This window comes from Streptomyces sp. XY431 (genome assembly GCF_001279805.1).
GTDB lineage: Bacteria > Actinomycetota > Actinomycetes > Streptomycetales > Streptomycetaceae > Kitasatospora > Kitasatospora purpeofusca.
Genome location: NZ_LGDO01000128.1, coordinates 42141 through 60751, shown reverse-complemented (window position 1 = coordinate 60751; position 18611 = coordinate 42141). Strand labels below are relative to the sequence as shown.

11 protein-coding genes and 6 tRNA genes are annotated in these 18611 nt (G+C 75.9%); 9 read left to right on the top strand and 8 right to left on the bottom strand.

The features are described 5' to 3' along the window. Positions 1–73: 73 nt before the first annotated feature. A complete protein-coding gene (locus ADK60_RS16305) occupies positions 74–583 on the top strand; it encodes a DsbA family protein (RefSeq protein ID WP_053646747.1) in 510 nt (169 codons plus the stop codon). A 27-nt stretch (positions 584–610) separates the two neighbouring features. Here the strand turns inward: ADK60_RS16305 and ADK60_RS16300 are convergent, their stop codons facing one another. The 3 genes from ADK60_RS16300 to ADK60_RS16290 all read right to left on the bottom strand — a co-directional run bounded on the left by ADK60_RS16300 (position 611) and on the right by ADK60_RS16290 (position 3472). Further along, on the bottom strand, positions 611–1453 hold the full coding sequence (locus ADK60_RS16300) for a GNAT family N-acetyltransferase (protein ID WP_045938285.1): 843 nt from the start codon (positions 1451–1453) through the stop codon (positions 611–613). A 53-nt stretch (positions 1454–1506) separates the two neighbouring features. Next, positions 1507–2337, bottom strand: coding sequence for an aminotransferase class IV (locus ADK60_RS16295; RefSeq protein WP_053646745.1), 831 nt, complete (start codon positions 2335–2337; stop codon positions 1507–1509). Between the two features lie 73 nt (positions 2338–2410). After that, entirely contained in the window at positions 2411–3472 is a 1062-nt protein-coding gene (locus ADK60_RS16290; protein ID WP_053646743.1) for a chorismate-binding protein, read from the bottom strand. A gap of 301 nt (positions 3473–3773) precedes the next feature. Between ADK60_RS16290 and ADK60_RS16285 the strand changes: the two genes are divergently transcribed. The 6 genes from ADK60_RS16285 (at position 3774) to ADK60_RS16260 (ending at position 4394) form a co-directional block, all read left to right on the top strand. Further along, positions 3774–3846 (top strand) — tRNA-Gly (locus ADK60_RS16285). Positions 3847–3886: 40 nt separating this feature from the next. Further along, positions 3887–3960 (top strand) — tRNA-Cys (locus tag ADK60_RS16280). A 34-nt stretch (positions 3961–3994) separates the two neighbouring features. Next, positions 3995–4069 (top strand) — tRNA-Val (locus tag ADK60_RS16275). A 28-nt stretch (positions 4070–4097) separates the two neighbouring features. Beyond that, positions 4098–4169: transfer RNA gene (locus ADK60_RS16270), tRNA-Val, on the top strand. 40 nt (positions 4170–4209) lie between these two features. Further along, positions 4210–4281 (top strand) — tRNA-Val (locus tag ADK60_RS16265). Between the two features lie 41 nt (positions 4282–4322). Continuing rightward, a tRNA-Val gene (locus ADK60_RS16260) sits at positions 4323–4394 on the top strand. Positions 4395–4677: 283 nt separating this feature from the next. Here the strand turns inward: ADK60_RS16260 and ADK60_RS16255 are convergent. Beyond that, entirely contained in the window at positions 4678–4878 is a 201-nt protein-coding gene (locus tag ADK60_RS16255; RefSeq protein ID WP_045938281.1) for a hypothetical protein, read from the bottom strand. A 438-nt stretch (positions 4879–5316) separates the two neighbouring features. Between ADK60_RS16255 and ADK60_RS16250 the strand changes: the two genes are divergently transcribed. After that, on the top strand, positions 5317–7452 hold the full coding sequence (locus tag ADK60_RS16250) for a serine/threonine-protein kinase (RefSeq protein ID WP_063783164.1): 2136 nt from the start codon (positions 5317–5319) through the stop codon (positions 7450–7452). A 132-nt stretch (positions 7453–7584) separates the two neighbouring features. Here the strand turns inward: ADK60_RS16250 and ADK60_RS16245 are convergent, their stop codons facing one another. After that, a complete protein-coding gene (locus tag ADK60_RS16245; protein WP_045941095.1) occupies positions 7585–8394 on the bottom strand; it encodes a TrmH family RNA methyltransferase in 810 nt (269 codons plus the stop codon). Between the two features lie 98 nt (positions 8395–8492). Between ADK60_RS16245 and ADK60_RS16240 the strand changes: the two genes are divergently transcribed. Further along, the gene (locus ADK60_RS16240) at positions 8493–11264 is read left to right on the top strand and encodes a SpoIIE family protein phosphatase (RefSeq protein ID WP_079008417.1); all 2772 of its coding nucleotides are present in this window, start codon (positions 8493–8495) and stop codon (positions 11262–11264) included. 34 nt (positions 11265–11298) lie between these two features. On the opposite strand, the gene cobA is transcribed toward ADK60_RS16240, so the two are convergent. From cobA to cbiE, 3 genes are all read right to left on the bottom strand, one after another. Beyond that, positions 11299–12672 carry a uroporphyrinogen-III C-methyltransferase gene (cobA, locus tag ADK60_RS16235; protein ID WP_079008416.1) on the bottom strand — a complete coding sequence of 458 codons (1374 nt, stop codon included), beginning with the start codon at positions 12670–12672 and terminating at the stop codon, positions 11299–11301. A gap of 100 nt (positions 12673–12772) precedes the next feature. Next, positions 12773–16573: a nicotinate-nucleotide--dimethylbenzimidazole phosphoribosyltransferase gene (gene cobT / locus ADK60_RS16230; RefSeq protein WP_053646739.1), complete on the bottom strand. Its 3801-nt coding sequence runs from the start codon at positions 16571–16573 to the stop codon at positions 12773–12775. Positions 16574–17178: 605 nt separating this feature from the next. Then, complete coding sequence (cbiE, locus tag ADK60_RS16225; protein WP_053646736.1) at positions 17179–18498, bottom strand: precorrin-6y C5,15-methyltransferase (decarboxylating) subunit CbiE; 1320 nt, start codon at positions 18496–18498, stop codon at positions 17179–17181. Positions 18499–18611 lie beyond the last annotated feature (113 nt).

Here is an 18611-nt window from a genome sequence, read left to right as displayed (position 1 = left end):
CGTCGCTCCCGGTCTGGCCGGGCCCGGCCGCCGACTGTCCTGGCGGGGGCCCCACAGGTGGAACACTGAAGGCATGATCGAAGGTTCCCTCCCCCGTCTCGAGTTCTGGTGCGAACTCCAGTGCCCGGACTGCCGCACCGCCCTGGACGACGTCCGCGAGCTGCGCGCCCGCTACGGCGACGCCCTCCCGATCGAGCTGCGGCACTTCCCGCTCGAGAAGCACAAGCACGCCTACGCCGCCGCCGAGGCCGCCGAGGAGGCGTTCGCCCAGGGCCTGGGCTGGCCCTTCGTCGAGGCGCTGCTGGCCCGGGTCGAGGACCTCTCCGCGCGCGGCACCGAGGTGCTGCTCGAGGTCGCCCGCGAGGTCGGGGTCGACCCCGAGGAGGTGGACACCGCGCTGGTGGACGGCCGGCACATGCTCACCGTCGACGCCGACCAGGCGGAGGGCCGGGCGATCGGTGTGAAGGGCACGCCGACCTATGTGATCGCCGGGCAGCGGTTCGACGGCGGGCAGAGCCAGGACGGCCTGCTGGAGCGCCTCGTCGCCGCCGTCGAGGCCGCCCGGGCGTCCCGCACCGCCTGACCCGCACTGCCCGACCTCACCGCCGGCTCACAGGAGCTGCTTGCCGTAGACCCGGTTGGTGACCCGGTAGCCGAGCGAGTCGTACAGCCGGACCGCGACCTCGTTGCCGCTGAAGACGTTCAGCCCGAGGTCGCGGACCCCGGCCGCCAGGCACTCCCGCTCCGCGAGCCGCATCAGCGTCCGCCCGTGCCCGCGCCCCCGGTGGGCGTCGGCCACCTCCACCACCATCACCCAGCCGAGCGGCGCACCGTCCGACAGCTCACGGATCCGCAGCGCCAGCCAGAGCGACCCCAGCGGCTCCTCCCCCGCCCCGTGCAGCCGGCGCAGCGCCACCCCCGGGGTGCCGGCCCCCTGCGGCAGCAGCTTCAGATGGTCGGCCTCGGCCTTGGCGCGCGCCTGCTCCTCGCCCAGCCCGGAGGCCAGCAGATCGCGCACATAGCCCGCCTTGGCCTCGGCCAGCCAGGCCGGGAACGCGGCCTCGTCGATCGGGCGGGCGGCGACGCCCCCCGGCAGCGCGGGCGGCCCGTCCAGCCGCTTGACCATGTTCCGCATCCGCTCGGTGTACCCGAGGGTCACCGCGAGCGAGCGCGCGATCCGCGCGGTCTCCGGGATGTCCGCGTCCACCCGGACGCAGCCCCAGCCCCGCAGCACCTCCTCGGCGGCCAGCGCGGCGATCGTCCCCCGGCCCCGGCCGCGCCCGCTGCGCACCTCCAACTCGGCTATCTCGCCCCAGAGTCGGTCGCCCCGGGGGACCGCCGTGGTGCGCAGCCCGCCGACCGGGCGGCCGTTGACGCAGATCTGCCAGCGTCTGGTCCGGCCGCCCGCGGCGGTGGGGGTCTCCTGGCTCTCGGGGCGCAGCGTGATGGTCATGTCCCGCTCCCTTCCCCGCCGTCCGGGTCTTCTACCGGCCGGGGCGCCTGCTGTCAGGGGTCGAGGTCGTCGCCGCTGTACCGGGCGAAGGCCGCCATGGCGTCGAGCGTGACCGGGCCGGGGCCGGGGAGTTCCCGGTCGTCGACCCGGGTGACGGCCTGGACGTCGCGCAGGGAGGAGGTGAGGAAGACCTCCTCGGCCTGCTGGAGGGCGTCCAGCGGCAGGTCGGCCTCCTCGGCGCCGCACCAGTCGACGACGAGCTGCCGGGTGATGCCGGCCAGGCAGCCGGAGGCGAGCGGCGGGGTGAGCAGTCGGCCGTCGAGGACGACGAAGACATTGGAGCCGGTGCCTTCGCAGAGCCGGCCGGCGGTGTTGGCGAGCAGTGCCTCGGAGGCGCCGACGCGGTGGGCGGCGGCGAGGGCGACGACGTTCTCGGCGTAGGAGGTGGTCTTGAGGCCGGCGACGGCGCTGTGCTCGTTGCGGCGCCAGGGGACGACCGCGACGGCGGTGGTGTCGGGGCGGCGGGCGGCGGTGCCGAGGGAGGCCACCAGGGTGGGGGCGCCGTCGCCGCGTTCGGAGCCGAGCGGCGCCCTGCCGCCGGTGTAGGTGAGGCGCAGTCGGCCGAGGGGCATCGGGTTGGCGGCGAGGACGGTGGCGCAGGCCTTGCGGACCAGGTCGTGGTCGGGGTCGGGCAGTCCGAGGCCGCGGGCGGAGCGGGTGAGCCGGTCGAGGTGGCGGGTGAGCGCGAAGGGCCGGCCGTCGACGGTCTTCATGGTCTCGAACACGCCGTCGCCGGTGGTGAGTCCGTGGTCGAGGACGGACAGGGCCGGGTCCGCGGAGTCGACGAGGGTGCCGTTGACCCAGCTGGTGGTCGGGTGCTGCATCGCGGGGGGCTCCTCGCGGGACGGGCACGGGCCGGCCGGGTCCGGGTGGCGGCCGGTCCGGTCCGTGTCGGGTTCAGTCGGTGTCGGAGTACGTCTCGGCACCCGACGCTATCGCGACCAGGCGGGCCGCCTTCAGTTCGGTTTCCGCCCATTCCCGTTCGGGGTCGGAGTCCCAGGTGATGCCGGCGCCGGTGCCGAAGCGCAGCTCGGGTGCCGCCGGGTCGGTCCGGTCGATCCAGAACGTGCGGATGCCGACGGCGAGTTCGGCCTGGCCCCGGTCTGCGTCGACCCAGCCGACGGCGCCGCAGTAGGGGCCGCGCGGCGCGGTCTCCAGGGCCTCGATGATCCGCAGGGCGCTGGACTTGGGGGCGCCGGTGACGGATCCGGGCGGGAAGGTGGCGGAGAACAGCGCGGGCCAGCCGGCGTCCTCGCGCAGGGTGCCTTCGACGGTGGAGACCAGGTGGACCAGGCCGGGGTGCTTCTCGACCGCGCACAGGTCGGGCACGGTGACGCTGCCGGTGGCGCAGACCCGGCCGAGGTCGTTGCGGACCAGGTCGACGATCATCACGTTCTCGGCGTGGTCCTTGTCGAGCAGGTCGTGCTCGGTGCGGCCGGTGCCCTTGATCGGGCCGGAGGCGACGGTGCGGCCGGTGCGGCGCAGATACAGCTCCGGCGAGGCGGTGGCGATCTCCACGCCGTGGCCGGGCAGCCGGATCGTTCCGGCGTAGGGGGCCGGGTTGCCGTGGGCGAGCAGGCCGGTGAGGGCGTCGATGTCGGAGCGGTCCGGGTCGGGCAGCGGGGCGGAGAGCACCCGGCAGAGGTTGGCCTGGTAGACCTCGCCGGCGGCGATGTGCTCGCGGATCCGGCGGACGCCCCCGGTGTAGGCGGCGCGGTCGAGCGAGCTGCGCCAGCTGCCGGCGGCCGGGCCGAGCCAGCCGGCGCCGGAGGGTGCGGCCGGGGCCGGGCGGACGTCGTCGAAGCGGGCGCAGGTGAGCCCGCCCTCGAAGTCGTGGACGACGGCCCACCAGCCGGTGGAGTCCAGCGCGGCCGGGTCCGAGGTGATGTCGCGCAGTCCGGTGGCGACGCGGCCGCCGAAGCGGGCGAGGGGCTGGTGGGGGGCGGGGTGGCCGGACACGGTTCTCCTGCACAGGGCTTTGCGAGGTTGCGGTGCCTGAAGTGTAGGTCGAGGGGAGTGAGCAGAGTCGGGCGTCGCGCGGGCGTACGCCGGGTGACCTGCGGGTGTCACTCAGGGTGCTCCGTCGCCCCCGTTGGGTCCGTCCGGGGCGGTCGGAGCCGGGGCGGCCGGGGGGCGCCGGGCGGGGACCCCGGGGGCACGCTGCGGGAACGGATTTTTAGCTGGCCCGGGAATCCGCTAGAGTTCAACACGTCGCCAGGGAGCGCAGCCGGGAAAACCGGCGAAGATCCCCGGGAGACAGGCGGACGTGGCTCAGTTGGTAGAGCATCACCTTGCCAAGGTGAGGGTCGCGAGTTCGAATCTCGTCGTCCGCTCGACGAAGGACAGTGTAAGATCGTCCTTCGAGTGTTGCCTGGTGGAGTGGCCGAGAGGCGAGGCAACGGCCTGCAAAGCCGTGTACACGGGTTCAAATCCCGTCTCCACCTCCAAGAGGATCACCCGGTTCTGCCGGGTGTCCTCCCCGCGCGATTAGCTCAGCGGGAGAGCACTACCTTGACACGGTAGGGGTCACTGGTTCAATCCCAGTATCGCGCACCACGCCCGGTTCCACCGAGGCATCAGCCCCGCGCGATTAGCTCAGCGGGAGAGCACCACCTTGACACGGTGGGGGTCACTGGTTCAATCCCAGTATCGCGCACGTCGGATCCCTCGGGATCTGCTGCGGAAGCACCGCACCAGCGCGATTAGCTCAGCGGGAGAGCACTACCTTGACACGGTAGGGGTCACTGGTTCAATCCCAGTATCGCGCACGTCAGGCCCTTCGGGGTCTGCTGCAGAACCGCCTTACCAGGCGCGATTAGCTCAGCGGGAGAGCACTACCTTGACACGGTAGGGGTCACTGGTTCAATCCCAGTATCGCGCACAGTGACGGCCTGGGCCGCGACTCGAACGAGTCGCGGCCCAGGCCGTTTTGGGCGTTCCGCCCCGGTGTCCGCGTGGTCCTTTGGGGGGCTCTGCGAGCTGTGTGGCTGCGCAACGGGAAGAGCCGCGTACGGTCGCCCTCACCGACGTCCGTACGCGGCATCTCCGCCTGCCGGGGCGCTCTGCGCGCCGCACTCGCCCGTCCGCGAGTTGTCGCGGCCGCGGCCTCCCCGGCGGCACCGGCTCCCCGTCCCCAGGGGATCAGTGCCAGCTTGTGGTGCGCGTCAGTGGCCGATCAACTCGGCCACCGCCAGCGCCTGGTTCGCCATCTGCTCCCAGCCTCCGAACAGGACGGCCAGCAGCACCGCACAGGGCAGTGCCATGGCCAGCGCCACCGCCGGGTGCCTGGTGGGCTCCGCGGCCTGCGGCTGAGTGAAGGCCGGCCGCCGGCGGCGGGAGGTGGATCCCGTGTGCTGCGCTGCCATGCCCTGACTCCTGATTCGTGAGCTCGGCCGGTGGTGGAAGGCGGAACGGTGGTGCACGTGGACGCGGTGGACGGCTTACCTCGGGGGACGAGCTCCCCGTCCACCGCTGAGAACAACGGTATGGCGCGAGGGGGTTGGTGGACGTCATGCCGTCGTACTGTTCTCCGGGCCTCCCGGAGGATGACGACCGGACCTGGGGCCTACTACCGCAGGCGGAGACGCCCGCCGCCGCTCCCCCGGGGGAACCCTGAGAGGGGACCCCGAGAAACGATTCGGCACCGCCCCGCCGACGGTCAGTCCAAGATCCGACAATCGGACGGTGGCTTCAGGTGTTGCGTATCAGCACACCGCAGCGGGCAGTCCGTAAGCTGTGCCGGACAGGAACTGACGACGCCCCACCCGACGGGGCCTCACCGACAGTCTGACGGGGAAACGGGAATGACGATGATGCGGCTGAGGCGTGAGGACCCCCGCATCGTCGGGCCGTACCGGCTGCACCGGCGGCTCGGGGCCGGCGGCATGGGCGTGGTCTATCTCGGCTCCGACCGCCGGGGGCAGCGGGTCGCGCTCAAGCTGATCCGGGCCGAACTGGCCGAGGACGTCGAGTTCCGCACCCGCTTCGCCCGCGAGATCGCCGCCGCGTCCAGGATCCGGGGCGGCTGCACCGCCCGCGTCATGGGCTCCGACATCGAGGCCGACCGGCCCTGGCTGGCCACCGCGTACGTCCCCGGGCCCTCGCTGTACAAGCGGGTCGGCGACGAAGGGGCACTGGGCTGGCCCGAGGTCGCCCGGATCGGGGCCGCGCTGGCCGACGGGCTGGTCAAGGTGCACGAGGCCGGCGTCGTCCACCGGGACCTCAAGCCCTCCAACATCCTGCTGTCGCCGCGCGGGCCCCGGATCATCGACTTCGGCATCGCCTGGTCGCGCGGGGCCAGCACGCTCACCCACGTCGGCACCGCCGTCGGCTCCCCCGGCTTCCTCGCCCCCGAGCAGGTCCGGGGGGCCGCCGTCACGCCCGCGACCGACGTCTTCGCCTTCGGCGCGACGCTCGCCTACGCGCTCACCGGGGACACCCCGTTCGGGTCCGGCGCCTCCTCGGAGGTCATGCTCTACCGCGTCGTGCACGAGGAACCTGACCTCACCGCGGTGCCGCCGCAGCTGGCGCCGCTGATCCGGGCCTGCCTGGCCAAGGAACCCGCCGAACGGCCCGGCGCGGCCGCACTGCACGAGCGGCTGAGCGAACTCGCCGTGCGGGGCGCGGGCGGCGGGTCCGGCGGACCGTTCGGCCGGGGCCGCGGGGCCGGGGCGCGCGGCGACGCGGCCGGGCGGGACGACCTGGCCGGTCGGGCCGGGGCCGGCCCCGGAGCGGGGGGCGCACCCGCCGAGGGACGGCCCGGGCCCGGCGGCGCGGACCGGTCCGGCGCCACCGGGCGCCCGGCCCAGGCGGCACCGGCCGGAGCACCGGCCGCCGCGCAGCGCGGCGTACCGGCCCCCGGTCGGGCACCCGACCCGGCGGCGGCCCGGGCCCGGGCCGGCGGACTCGGCCGGACCGGCGGGGCTCCCGGCGGCGCGGTGCGGCGGGCCCCCGGCCCCGGGCACGACAGCAGCCAGGCGGTCACCGCCCCGCTCCCCCGGCCCGAGGCGGTCCAGGCCACCCGGCCGATGCGCGAGCGGCAGGCCACGCCGCCGCCCGGACGCGAGCGGGTCCAGCGGCCCGGCCGGCCCCGCGACCGGCAGCACACCCCGGTGCCCGGCGGGCGGCCGGGCACCGCCCGGCAGCGGCTGCTGCGGCAGCGGCTCGTGGTGTTCGTGACGGTGACGGTCGGCGTGGCGCTGGCCATCGCGGCGGCCCAGGGGTGCGAGAACCGCGACAACCAGGGGCTGCGGCCGTCCGTGAGCTCCTCCGTCGCGCAGGGCTCGACGGGCGCCCCCGGGGCCGCTGTCGGGGCGGCCGGCGCGGGGGAACAGGCGAACGGCGGGACTCCCCCGGCCGGGGCAGGACTCTCGGCGGACGGCATCGCGCCGTCGACCAGCCCGCTGGCGGCCGCGGCCCACGGCGCCCCGGCGGCCGGGGACGCCGCGCTGGCACCCGCCCAGGGCGCCGGGCCGGCGGTCGACTGGCCGAACCGCTCCTACGCCGACCCGGCGGGCGGCCCCGCGATCACCCTGCGGGACGGCCGCTCGGCGGGCCCGGGACCGCAGGTCGTGCTCAGCGCCGTACTCCCGGCGCGCTACAAGGGCGGGCCGGCGGCGCTGGTCGTCCTGCGGCGCTCGGAGGGGTCGGTGCCGGTCGACCTGGTGCAGCTCTTCTCGTTCACCGGGGACACCCCGGCGGCCCTGACCTCGCGCTCCTCGGCGGCGGATCCGCAGGCGGTGGCGACCTGGCGGCTGGACAACGGGGCGCTGGTCCGCGAGGAGCGGGTCACCCAGACCGGGGCGACCACCTCCACCCGCTACGCGCTGCGCGCGGACGGCACGCTGGACGAGTCCTGGCCCGGTTCGGCCACCACTCCCCCGGCGGTCACCCCGCCCCCGGCCGCCGCTCCGGCACCGCCCACGGCCCCGACGGGCTGACGTCCGGGAGGGTCCGGAGCGTCCGGGAGTGGGAAGTCGGCGGATCCGACGTCCCGCGCGGCAGCAGCGTCGCACGGGAAGTCCGGCCGGCCGACTTGCTGTGCGGCCCCGGCCGGCGGTCGAGGGGTGGGGTCAGCGGGTGGCAGTGACGGCGTAGAAGGCCACGGCTGCGGCGGCGCCGACGTTGAGGGAGTCGATGCCGTGGGCCATCGGGATGCGGACGGCGTGGTCGGCGGCGGCCAGGGCCTGCCGGGTGAGGCCGTCGCCCTCGGCGCCGAGCATCAGGGCCGTCCTCGCCCGACCCTCGGGGACCAGCGAGGCCAGGTCCACGGCGGTCTCGGCCGGGGTGAGCGCGAGCAGCTCGAAGCCGGCGGCGCGCACCGTGTCCAGGGCGGCCGGCCAGGGCTCCAGCCGCGCGTACGGGACGGCGAAGACCGCGCCCATCGAGACCTTGACCGCGCGCCGGTACAGCGGGTCGGCGCAGTCGGGCGAGAGCAGCACGGCGTCCATGCCGAGGGCGGCCGCGCTGCGGAAGATCGCGCCGAGGTTGGTGTGGTCGACCAGGCCCTCCAGCACGGCCACCCGGCGGGCACCCGCCAGCAGGTCCGCGGCGTCCGGCAGCGGCTGCCGCTCCATCGAGGCGAGCGCGCCGCGGTGGACGTGGTAGCCGGTGACGGCCTCGGCCAGGTCGGGTTCGACGACGTGCACCGGGGCGTCGGCCTCGGCGATGACGTCCGCCATCACGTCCAGCCACTTGGGGGTCAGCAGCATCGACCGCATCCGGTAGCCGGCCGCGAGGGCACGGCGGACGACCTTCTCGCCCTCCGCGATGAACAGGCCCTCGGCGGGTTCGCGGCGACGGCGGAGTTCGACGTCGGTCAGGCCGGTGTAGTCGGCGAGACGGGGGTCGGCGGGGTCGGTGATGGTGCTGGGTTCGGACACCCTGCGATCTTGCCAAGTCGGGCCGGGGAAGGCCAACCGGCCCAACGCTCGTCGCGGGTGGCCTTGGCCCGTCGGCTCGCGGAGTGCAAATATGACGTATGGCCCGTTTTTCGGGCCGATCCTGGGCTCCGTCGGACCCTGGTGCGACCGGTTCCGCTTCCGGCTCCCGATCCACCGGTACCGCCGCCGGCTCCCCCGGTGGGCGCCCACACGGTCGGCACCAGCACGCCCGCACGGCCCGGCCCAAGCCGGTCCGGGTGCGCTCGGTGGCCGGACAGGTCTTCGCGTTGCAGGTCGTGGTGGTGCTGTTGCTGGTGGTGGCCGCCGTGCTCGCCCTGGTGGTGCAGTCCCGCAACGACGCCCGGCAGGAGGCCACCACCCGGTCGGTCGCGGTCGCCCAGACCTACGCCAACTCGCCCGGCATCGTCGAGGCGCTGCGCTCCCCCGACCCGAGCGCCGTCCTCCAGCCCTCGGCCCAGGCCGCGCGGATCAACGCGGGCGTGGACTTCATCGTCGTGCTCAACAACGACGGCATCCGCTACACCCACCCGAACCCGGACCGGATCGGCCACAAGTTCGTCGGCGACTACCAGCCCGCGCTGTCCGGGCAGGTGGTGACCGAGGAGGTCACCGGCACCATCGGGCCGCTGGTGCAGGCGATCGTGCCGGTGCGGGCGCCGGACGGGCAGATCGTCGGGATGGTGTCGGCGGGCATCACGATCGCCAATGTGAGCAGCGCCAGCGAGCGGCAGCTGCCGGTGGTGCTGGGCGCGGCGGCGGCCGCGCTCGGGCTGGCGACCGGTGGGACGGCGCTGATCAGCCGACGGCTGAAGCGGCAGACCCACGGCCTGGGGCCGACCGAGATGACCCGCATGTACGAGCACCACGCGGCGGTGCTGCACGCGGTGCGCGAGGGCGTGCTGATCCTCGGCGGTGACGGACGGCTGCTGCTCTGCAACGACGAGGCGCGGCGGCTGCTCGACCTGCCGCCCGACGCCGAGGGGCGTCCGCTCGCCGATCTGGGCCTGGAACCGGCGCCGCTGGAGCTGCTGGCCGCCGGGCGGTCGGTCACCGACGAGGTGGTGATGGCCGGTGAACGGCTGCTCGCGGTGAACGTGCGGCCCACGGACCGGAACGGCGGGCCGCCCGGTTCGGTGGCGACTCTGCGGGACTCCACCGAGCTGCTGGCGCTGACCGGGCGGGCCGAGGTGGCGCAGCGGCGGCTGCGGCTGCTGTACGACGCCGGGGTCTCGGTGGGCAGCACGCTGGACGTGACCCGGACGGCGGAGGAGCTGGCCCAGGTGACGGTGGGCCGGTTCGCGGACATCGTCACCGTCGACCTCGCCGAGCAGGTGCTGGAGGGCGACGAGCCGCCGACCGGTCCGGCGCTGCTGCGGATGCGGCGGACCGCGCTGGCGACCGCGCACGGCGACCCGCCGTTCTACCCGGTGGGCACGGTGGTGGAGGTCACGCCGTCGACGCCGCTCGCGGGCACGCTGAGCAGCGGGCTGCCCGGGGTGGAGCCGCGGCTGGCGGAGGCGCAGGCGTGGCGGGAGCAGGATCCCGAGGGCGCGGAGCGGGTGCTCGCCCACGGGGTGCACTCGCTGGTGCGGGTGCCGTTGAAGTCGCGCGGCGTGCTGCTCGGGGTGGCGCGGTTCTGGCGGTCGGAGCGGGAGGAGCCGTTCGAGGAGGAGGACCTCGCGCTGGCGGAGGAGCTGGTCTCGCACGCCGCCGTCTGCATCGACAACGCGCGCCGGTACACCCGGGAGCACGCCATGGCGGTGACCCTGCAGCACAGTCTGCTGCCGCGCAACCTGCCGGCGCAGAACGCGCTGGAGGTGGCGCACCGGTACCTGCCGGCGCAGGCGGGGGTGGGCGGCGACTGGTTCGACGTGATCCCGCTGCCGGGGGCGCGGGTGGCGATGGTGGTCGGGGACGTGGTCGGGCACGGGCTGCACGCGGCCGCCACGATGGGGCGGCTGCGGACGGCGATCCACAACTTCTCGACGCTGGACCTGCCGCCGGACGAGCTGCTGGGGCACCTGGACGAGCTGGTGAACCGGATCGACCAGGAGGAGTCGGCGAGCGGCGGGGCGGCGGCCGTGACGGGTGCGACCTGTCTGTATCTGATCTACGACCCGGTGTCGCGGCGGTGCACGCTGGCCAGTGCCGGGCATCCGCCGCCGGCGCTGGTGCGGCCGGACGGGACGGTGGTGTTCCCGGAGCTGCCGACCGGGCCGCCGCTGGGGCTCGCGGTGCTGCCGTTCGAGACGGTGGAGCTGGAGGTCGAGGAGGGCAGCCGGCTGGTGCTGTACACGGACGGGCTGGTGGAGGACCGTCAGCGGGACATCGACGTGGGGCTGGAGCTGCTGCGGGCGGCGCTGAGCGGGCCGCCGCGCACTCCGGAGCAGACCTGTGCGGACGTGCTGGGGGCGCTGCTGCCGGCACGTCCGCAGGACGACATCGCGCTGCTGGTGGCGCGGACCAGGGTGCTGCCGGCGGACCGGGTGGCGCAGTGGGAGGTGCCGGCGGACCCGGCGGCGGTGTCCGGGGTGCGGAGAGCGGTGGCGGAGCGGCTGGAGCAGTGGGGGCTGGACGAGGCGGCGTTCGTCACCGAGCTGATCCTGAGCGAGCTGGTGACCAATGCGATCCGGTACGGCACCGGGCCGATCCGGGTGCGGCTGCTCCTCGACCGGTCGCTGATCTGCGAGGTGTCGGACGGGAGCAGTACGTCGCCGCATCTGCGGTACGCGGCCACCACCGACGAGGGCGGGCGCGGGCTCTTCCTGGTCGCGCAGTTCGCGGACCGGTGGGGGACGCGGTACACCGCCACCGGGAAGGTGATCTGGACGGAGCAGCCGTTGGAGTGAGGCGGGGGTGGGGCCCTGGCCCCACCCCCGGGCCTCAGGCCTCCGGAGTGGCGAGGACGTTGACGACGTCGCCGATGACGATGACGGCCGGGGGCTTGATCCGCTCGGCCTCGACGGTGGCGGCGACCGTCGCCAGGGTGGCGTCGACCCGGCGCTGGGCGGCGGTGGTGCCCTCCTGGACGACGGCGACCGGGGTGTCGGCGGCCCGCCCGCCCCGGATCAGCCGGGCCGCGATGGCGCCGATCTTGTCGACGGCCATCAGCAGCACCAGGGTGCCGGTCATCCCGGCGAGCGCCTCCCAGTTGGTCAGCGAACGCTCGTCGTCCGGCCCCACGTGGCCCGAGACCACGGTGAACTCGTGGGTCATCCCCCGATGGGTGACCGGCACCCCGACCGCCGCCGGCACGCTGATGGAGCTGGAGATGCCCGGCACCACCGTGACCGGCAGCCCCGCCTCCACGCACGCCAGCAGCTCCTCGCCGCCGCGCCCGAACACGTACGGGTCGCCGCCCTTGAGCCGCACCACGAACTTGCCGGCCCTGGCGTGCTCGACCAGCGTCCGGTTGATCGCCTCCTGCGCCATGAAGCGCCCGTACGGGATCTTCGACGCGTCGATGACCTCGACGTGCTCCGGCAGCTCGGCGAGCAGCTCGCGCGGTGCCAGCCGGTCGGCCACCACCACGTCCGCGTCGGCGAGCAGCCGGCGGCCGCGCACCGTGATGAGGTCCGGATCGCCCGGGCCGCCGCCGACCAGTGCCACCCCCGCCCCTCGCGCGCGGTACTGGCGGGCGGCGAGCGAACCGTCCCGCAGCCCCTCGACGATCGAGTCGCGCAGCGCGGCCGAGTGGCGCGGGTCCCCGGTGAGGACGGCCACGGTCGCCCCGGCGTCGCGCCCGCTGGCCGGCGTCCACGCGGTGGCGGCGGAGGCGTCGTCGCTGCGGGCGCAGAACACCCGCTCGCGCTCCGCCTCGGTGCTGACGGCGGCGTTCACCGCCGGGTCGTCGGTGGCGACCAGCGCGTACCAGGTGTCGGCGAGGTCGCCCTCCCGGTAGCGGCGCTCGTGCCAGGTCAGCTCACCGGCGTCGGCCATCGCCTGCACGGCCGGGGTGGTAACCGGCGATATGAGGTGCACGTCGGCGCCGGTGGCGAGCAGCGCCGGCAGCCGCCGCTGGGCGACGTGGCCGCCGCCGACCACCACGACACGGCGGCCGGCCAGCAGCAGGCCGACCGGGTACGGAGTGCGAGCACGGCCCTCGGTGCTGGGGTTGGACCCCTCCTGCCCGTCGGCGGGCAAGCTGGGCCCCTCCTGCCCGTCGGCGGGCAAGCTGGGCCCCTCCTGCCCGTCGGCGGGCAAGCTGGGCCCCTCCTGCCCGTCGGCGGGCAAGGAGGGCGGGGTGGGCGCGGTCATCGGCGGTGCTCCTGGATCGGGTGAGGGTGTGCTGGGGTACGGCGCCGCTCCGCGCACCGGCGCGCCCTCGGGCCGGTGCACGGAGCGGTTCGGACGAGCGTCAGGCCTTCTCGGTGACCCCGGCGGAGTCGAAGGTGGCTACATCGTGCATCGCGCGGGCCGCACTCTGCACCAGCGGGAGGGCCAGCAGGGCGCCGGTGCCCTCGCCGAGCCGCAGGTCGAGGTCGATCAGCGGACGCAGTCCCAGCTTGGCCAGGGCGGCCTGGTGGCCGGGCTCGGCCGAGCGGTGGCCGGCGATGCAGGCGGCGAGCACCTCGGGCGCGATCGCCTTGGCGACGAGCGCGGCCGAACCGGCGATCACGCCGTCCAGGATCACCGGGGTGCGCAGGCTGGCCGCGCCGAGCAGGAAGCCGGCGAGGGCGGCGTGCTCCAGGCCGCCGACCGCGGCGAGCACGCCGATCGGGTCGGCCGGGTCGGGCTGGTGCAGGGCCAGCGCGGCGCGGACGACCTCGACCTTGCGGGCGTGGGTCGCGTCGTCGATGCCGGTGCCGCGGCCGGTGACCTCGGCCGGGTCCAGCCCGGTGAAGACCGAGATCAGGGCGGCGGAGGCGGTGGTGTTGGCAATGCCCATGTCGCCGGTGATCAGGGCCTTGTTGCCGGCCGCGACGAGGTCGCGGGCAGTCTCGATGCCGACCTCGAGGGCCTTGAGGGCCTCCTCACGGGTCATCGCCGGGCCCTGGGTCATGTCGTCGGTGCCGGGCTTGACCTTGCGCGGCAGCAGGCCGGTGGTGCGGCCCTGCTGGATCGCGTCCGGCAGCTCGGCGGCCACGCCGACGTCGACGACGCAGACCTCGGTGCCGATCTGCTTGGCGAAGGCGTTGACCACCGCTCCCCCGGCCAGGAAGTTGCCCACCATCTGGGCGGTGACCTCCTGCGGCCAGGGGGTGACGCCCTGGGCGTGCACGCCGTGGTCGGCGGCGAAGACCGCGACGCAGGCGGGTTCCGGGATCGGCGGCGGGCACTTGCGGGACAGGCCGCTGAGCTGGGCGGAGATGATCTCCAGCATGCCGAGCGAGCCGGCCGGCTTGGTCATCCGCTTCTGCCGGTCCCAGGCCTCGCCGAGCGCCTTGGCGTCCAGCGGGCGGATGCCGCGCAGGGTCTCGGAGAGCACGCTGTGCGGCTCCTCGCCGGGCAGGGCGCGGTTGCCGTACTGCTCCTCGTGGACGACCCAGGACAGCGGGCGCTTCTTGGCCCAGCCCTGCTGCTGGAGCTCGGGCTCGTCCGGGAAGACGTCGACGAAGCCGACGCACAGGTAGGCGACGACCTCCAGGTGCTCGGGCAGGCCGAGCTCGCGGACCAGCTCCTCCTCGTCGAAGAAGCTCACCCAGCCGACGCCGAGGCCCTCGGCGCGGGCGGCCAGCCAGAGGTTCTCGACCGCGAGGGCCGCCGAGTACGGGGCCATCTGCGGCTGGGTGTGCCGGCCCAGGGTGTGCCGGCCGCCGCGGGTGCGGTCGGCGGTGACGACGATGTTGACGGGCGTCTCGAGGATCGCCTCGATCTTGATTTCCTTGAACTGCTTCGCGCGGCCCTTGGGGAGCGAGTCGGCGAACGCCTCGCGCTGGCGCTCGGCCAGTTCGTGCATCTTGCGGCGGGTCTTGGCGGAGCGGATGACCACGAAGTCCCAGGGCTGCGAGTAGCCGACGCTGGGGGCGGTGTGGGCGGCCTCCAGGACGCGGATCAGCACCTCGTGCGGGATCGGGTCGGGGCGGAAGCCGTTGCGGATGTCGCGGCGCTCGCGGATGACCTGGTGGACGGCCTCGCGGCCGACCTCGTCGTAGCCGGGGGCCGCGGGGCCGCGCGGCACGGCGGGCTCCTCGGGCTCGGCGGACTCCTCGGCTTCGGCGGGCTGTTCGCCGTCGACGGGTGCCTCGGCGACGGCGGGTGCCTCGGCGGCGGGCTCGACCGCTTCGGCGGGGTCGGCCGGAGCCTCGGGGGTCTCGGCCGTGTCGGTGGGCCCGGTGGCCTCGGCGGGAGCGGCGGGCTCGGTGGCGGCGGTCGGCTCGGCCGGGGTGCCGTCCTCGGCCTGCGGTGCCGGGGCGGTCCCGGCAGGCTCGGCGGCCTCGGTCGCGGGCAGTTCGGCGGGGGCGTCGGCCGGCGGCGCGTCGACGGGCGCGGCGTCCGTCGGCACGGCGGGCTGCTCGACCGCGGGCTGCTCCTCGGCGGGGGCCTCGGCGGGCGCGGCGGACACCGGCTCGGCCGGGACGTCCGCCGGGGCGGCGACGGGCTGGCCGGAAGGCATCTCGCCGGTGCCCGCGGCGGTCTCGGCGGCCGCCTCCGGGGCCTGGGACTCGGCGGGGGCGTCGATGCGGACCTCGGCGGGGGCCTCGGCGGCGGCCGGGTCGGCCACGGGCTCGGCCACCGGCTCGACGGGCGCCTCGCCTTCGGCCCCGGTGGACTCCGGCGCAGGCTCGGGCTGCTCGGCCGGGACCGGCTCGACGGCGACGGGCGCAGCGGGCTCGGCGGCCTCGGGCTCGGCCTGCGCGGCGGTCTCGGCCTGCGCGGCGGTCTCGGCCTGGTCGGCGACGGGCGCTATGGGGGCGGACTGCTCCGCCTCCGTCCCGACGGCGGCCGGGGCGGACTGCTCGACCAGCGGCTCGGCCACGGGCTCGGCGACCGGCTCGACCTGCGGGAGGCCGTGCGGGGTCGGCGCGGCGAGGAAGGCGGAGATGCGGCGCGGCTGACCGCCCCCGGCCTGTGCCTCGGCGGCGACCTCGGCCTCGGCAGCGGCGGGGCCCTCGGCGGCGGGACCCTCGGCCGGGGCCTCGACAGCGACGGCGACCGGGTCGGTGCCCTGGTCGACGACGGCCGGCTCGGTGTTCTCGGGTGCCGCGGCGATCTCGACGACGGCCTCGACGGGCGCCTCGGCCACGACTGCCTCGGCCACGACCGGCGCCTCGACGGGAACGGCGACGGGCAGCACGACAGGAGGCTGCTGGACGGCGGCCTCGACCGGCTGCGGCGCAGGCGCGGGCTGGACGGCGACGGGCGCGGCCGCCGGCTCGGGCTGGACCGCGGCCGGCACCACCGGGATGCCGTGCGCGGGGGTGCTGCCGGTCGACGGACCCCGGTCGGCCAGCGAGCGGACCGGGACCTGGCCGGTCATCAGGGACGGGTCCGGGATCGGCGGCCCGGCGTGCAGCGGCCGGCGCGGCGACTGAACGGCCGTCACCGGCTCGGGGCCCTGCTGCTGGGCGGGCACGGTCTGGACGCCGGGGGCGACCTGCGGCGCGAAGCCTTGGGGGGCGCCGGCCGGGTCGGGGGCGCCGAGCACGGGCGGCTCAAGCGGCGGCCAGGACGGCTCGACGGGGGTGCCGGGCGGGGACTGCGGGTCGTTGGCCGGGTCGGCGGCGGGCGCCGTCGGCTCGCCCCAGGAGCCCTGCGGACCGGGCATCAGCAGCACGTCGTCCTCGTCGTCGAGACCGTCCGGCTGGTCGACGAAGTGGAAGGTGGGGCGCGGGGCGGCGGCCCAGGCGTCACCGGCGGCGGCGGGCGTTCCGGGGGCGGGCGCGGCGAATCCGGGCGCGCCGATCGGGGTGCCCGGTGCGGGGGTGCCCGGTGCCGGGACGCCGTGCACGGGCACGGCCTGCACGGGCACGGCCTGCGCCGGAACACCGTGGGCCGGCACGCCGTGGGCGGGCACGCCCTGCGGCGGGAGGACGGCGGCGCCGGGCGGGACCGCACCGGGAACACCGGCCCCGGGCACGCCGGGGAGGGTGCCGTCCAGCGCGACGCCCTGCACGGGTGCGACAGCCGCGACGCCCTCCGGGCCGCCGAGCTGGTCGGGCCCGGCGAGCAGGTGCTCCGGCAGTCCCTCGTTCGGGACGTGGCCGCCATCGGTCATGTCAAAGCTCCTTCCAGGCCGCTGCCGCGCCCTCGGCGACACGATCACCGACCGCAGCGCCCATCCGCACGGGCCGGGCCTGCATCGGCCCGCCCCTCAATCACACACGGCCGCCGCGCCGAGGCGCTGCGGCCGACAACCTTCCGGCGCGCTGCGGCACCCCGGCCCGCGCGCCACCCGGGTCGGGCGGCGCGTCATCTGAGACAACGACAAGCCGGGGCAACCGGCACGACCGCACCGGACCCTACGGCATTCTCCAGGTCCGGCGGGCGGCCCGTCGAATTGCCCGTACTCCGAACCTCGTCGGTCTGCGCCATGTCAGAAAGGCACCGGACCCGACCGGATCGGGCGGGCTGTCGGACACCGCAGCCGTCCCGGACGCCACACTACCGGCCCGGCGGCGCCGCCTCCCGAATCGGTGTCCGGATGCGACCTGGATCACCGTCCGGCCGGTCCGCGGCGCCGGGTCGCGGGCGTACCTGACGCACCGGGCGGACCGGAGAACCCGGAGAGCGGGCACGGCGGGCGGACGCGGCGGGCGGATTCGGGGGCGGGTGGATCGGCACCGGCTCCCACCGGGATCACCACCCGGCGCCACCGGGCCTTCACGGTTTCTGCGCACCCCAGAGCAGGAAGGTGCCCGGGTCGCCCATGCCGAGGCGCAGACCGGGTCCGTCGGCGGCGGCCCCGGCCGGCGGGAGCAGGGGCGCGGACTGGAGCAGCGCGCCGTCGGCGATGTAGCCGGCGCCGGCGATGACGCGGCGGACCTCCTCGGCCTCGGCGAGGGTGCGGGCGACGGCGACGATCCGTTCGGGGCGGCGGGAGAGCACGGCGCGCACGGCTTCCGGGCCGCCGGTCTCGATGACGGCGGCGTCGGGCTCGGGGAGTTCGCCGAGGACGTCGGGGCCCCGGCCGTGGACGATCTCGACCTCGACGCCGTAGCGGCGGGCGTTGACGGCGAGCCGGGCGCAGGCGGAGCGGTCGGCCTCGACGGCGACGACGGCCGCGCCGAAGCGGGCGGCGTCGACGGCGAGGGCGCCGCTGCCGGCGCCGACGGTCCAGACGAGGTCCCCGGGGCGGGCACCCAGGCGGGCGAGCACGAGCGCGCGGACGTGCGCCGGGAGTGTGTCGGTCGCGCCGGGTGCGCCGGGGTCGGCAGGCGTGCCGGGTGCGCCGGGGGTGCGTCCGGTGCCGGTGTAGGTGTCGGTGGGCAGGGCCCAGCCCCGGTCCGGTCCCGGGTAGCCGACGGGGCGTCCGGCGAGCCAGCCGGCGGCCTCGCCGGCGGCGCCGTTCGCGGGTCCGCCGCCGGGGCCGCCGGCGCTGCTGCCGCCGATGACGAGGACGACGCTGGGGTCGCGCCAGATGTGGTCGGCGACGCGGTCGGAGGTGAGGACAGTGACGTCCTCGTCGGGGGTACCGAGGGCCTCGCAGACGACGAAGGTGCGGTGGACGCCGCGGAGCATGAGGGCGAGTTCGGCGGGGCCGGCGCCGGGTGCGGTGAGGACGGCGACCTTGGGGTGGGCGCGGCAGAGGTTGGCGGCGCGGCGCAGGCGGCCGCCGTGCGCGCTGGCCACCTGGGCGTCCTCCCAGGGCATGCCGGCGCGGGCGAAGGCGGCGGCGACGGAGGAGACGGCGGGGAGGACTTCGAGTTCGAGGCCGTACTCGGGGCGGCGCAGGGTGCGGACGACGCCGAAGAAGCCCGGGTCCCCCTCGGCGATGACGACGGCGGCGCCGCGGTGTTCGGCGATCCGGCGGGCGGCGAGCTGGATGCTGCCGAGCGCGATGCGTTCGGCAGCGGGCGGCACCGGGAGGGCCTTGAGCTGGTAGGGGGCGCCGGCCACCAGGGTGGCTGCGGCGAGGGCCGCGGCGGCGGCCTCGGTGAGCGGTGTGCCGTCCCACCCGATGACCGTGATCCGGTCAGCCATCTGTGGCTGTTCTCCCTCGCCATCCGTGCGCCGACAGGCGGCGCCCGTGTGCGGCGCCGGTGGAGAGGCTACCGGGTGTGATCCCCTCGGCGCGGACATCTCGTACACATGTC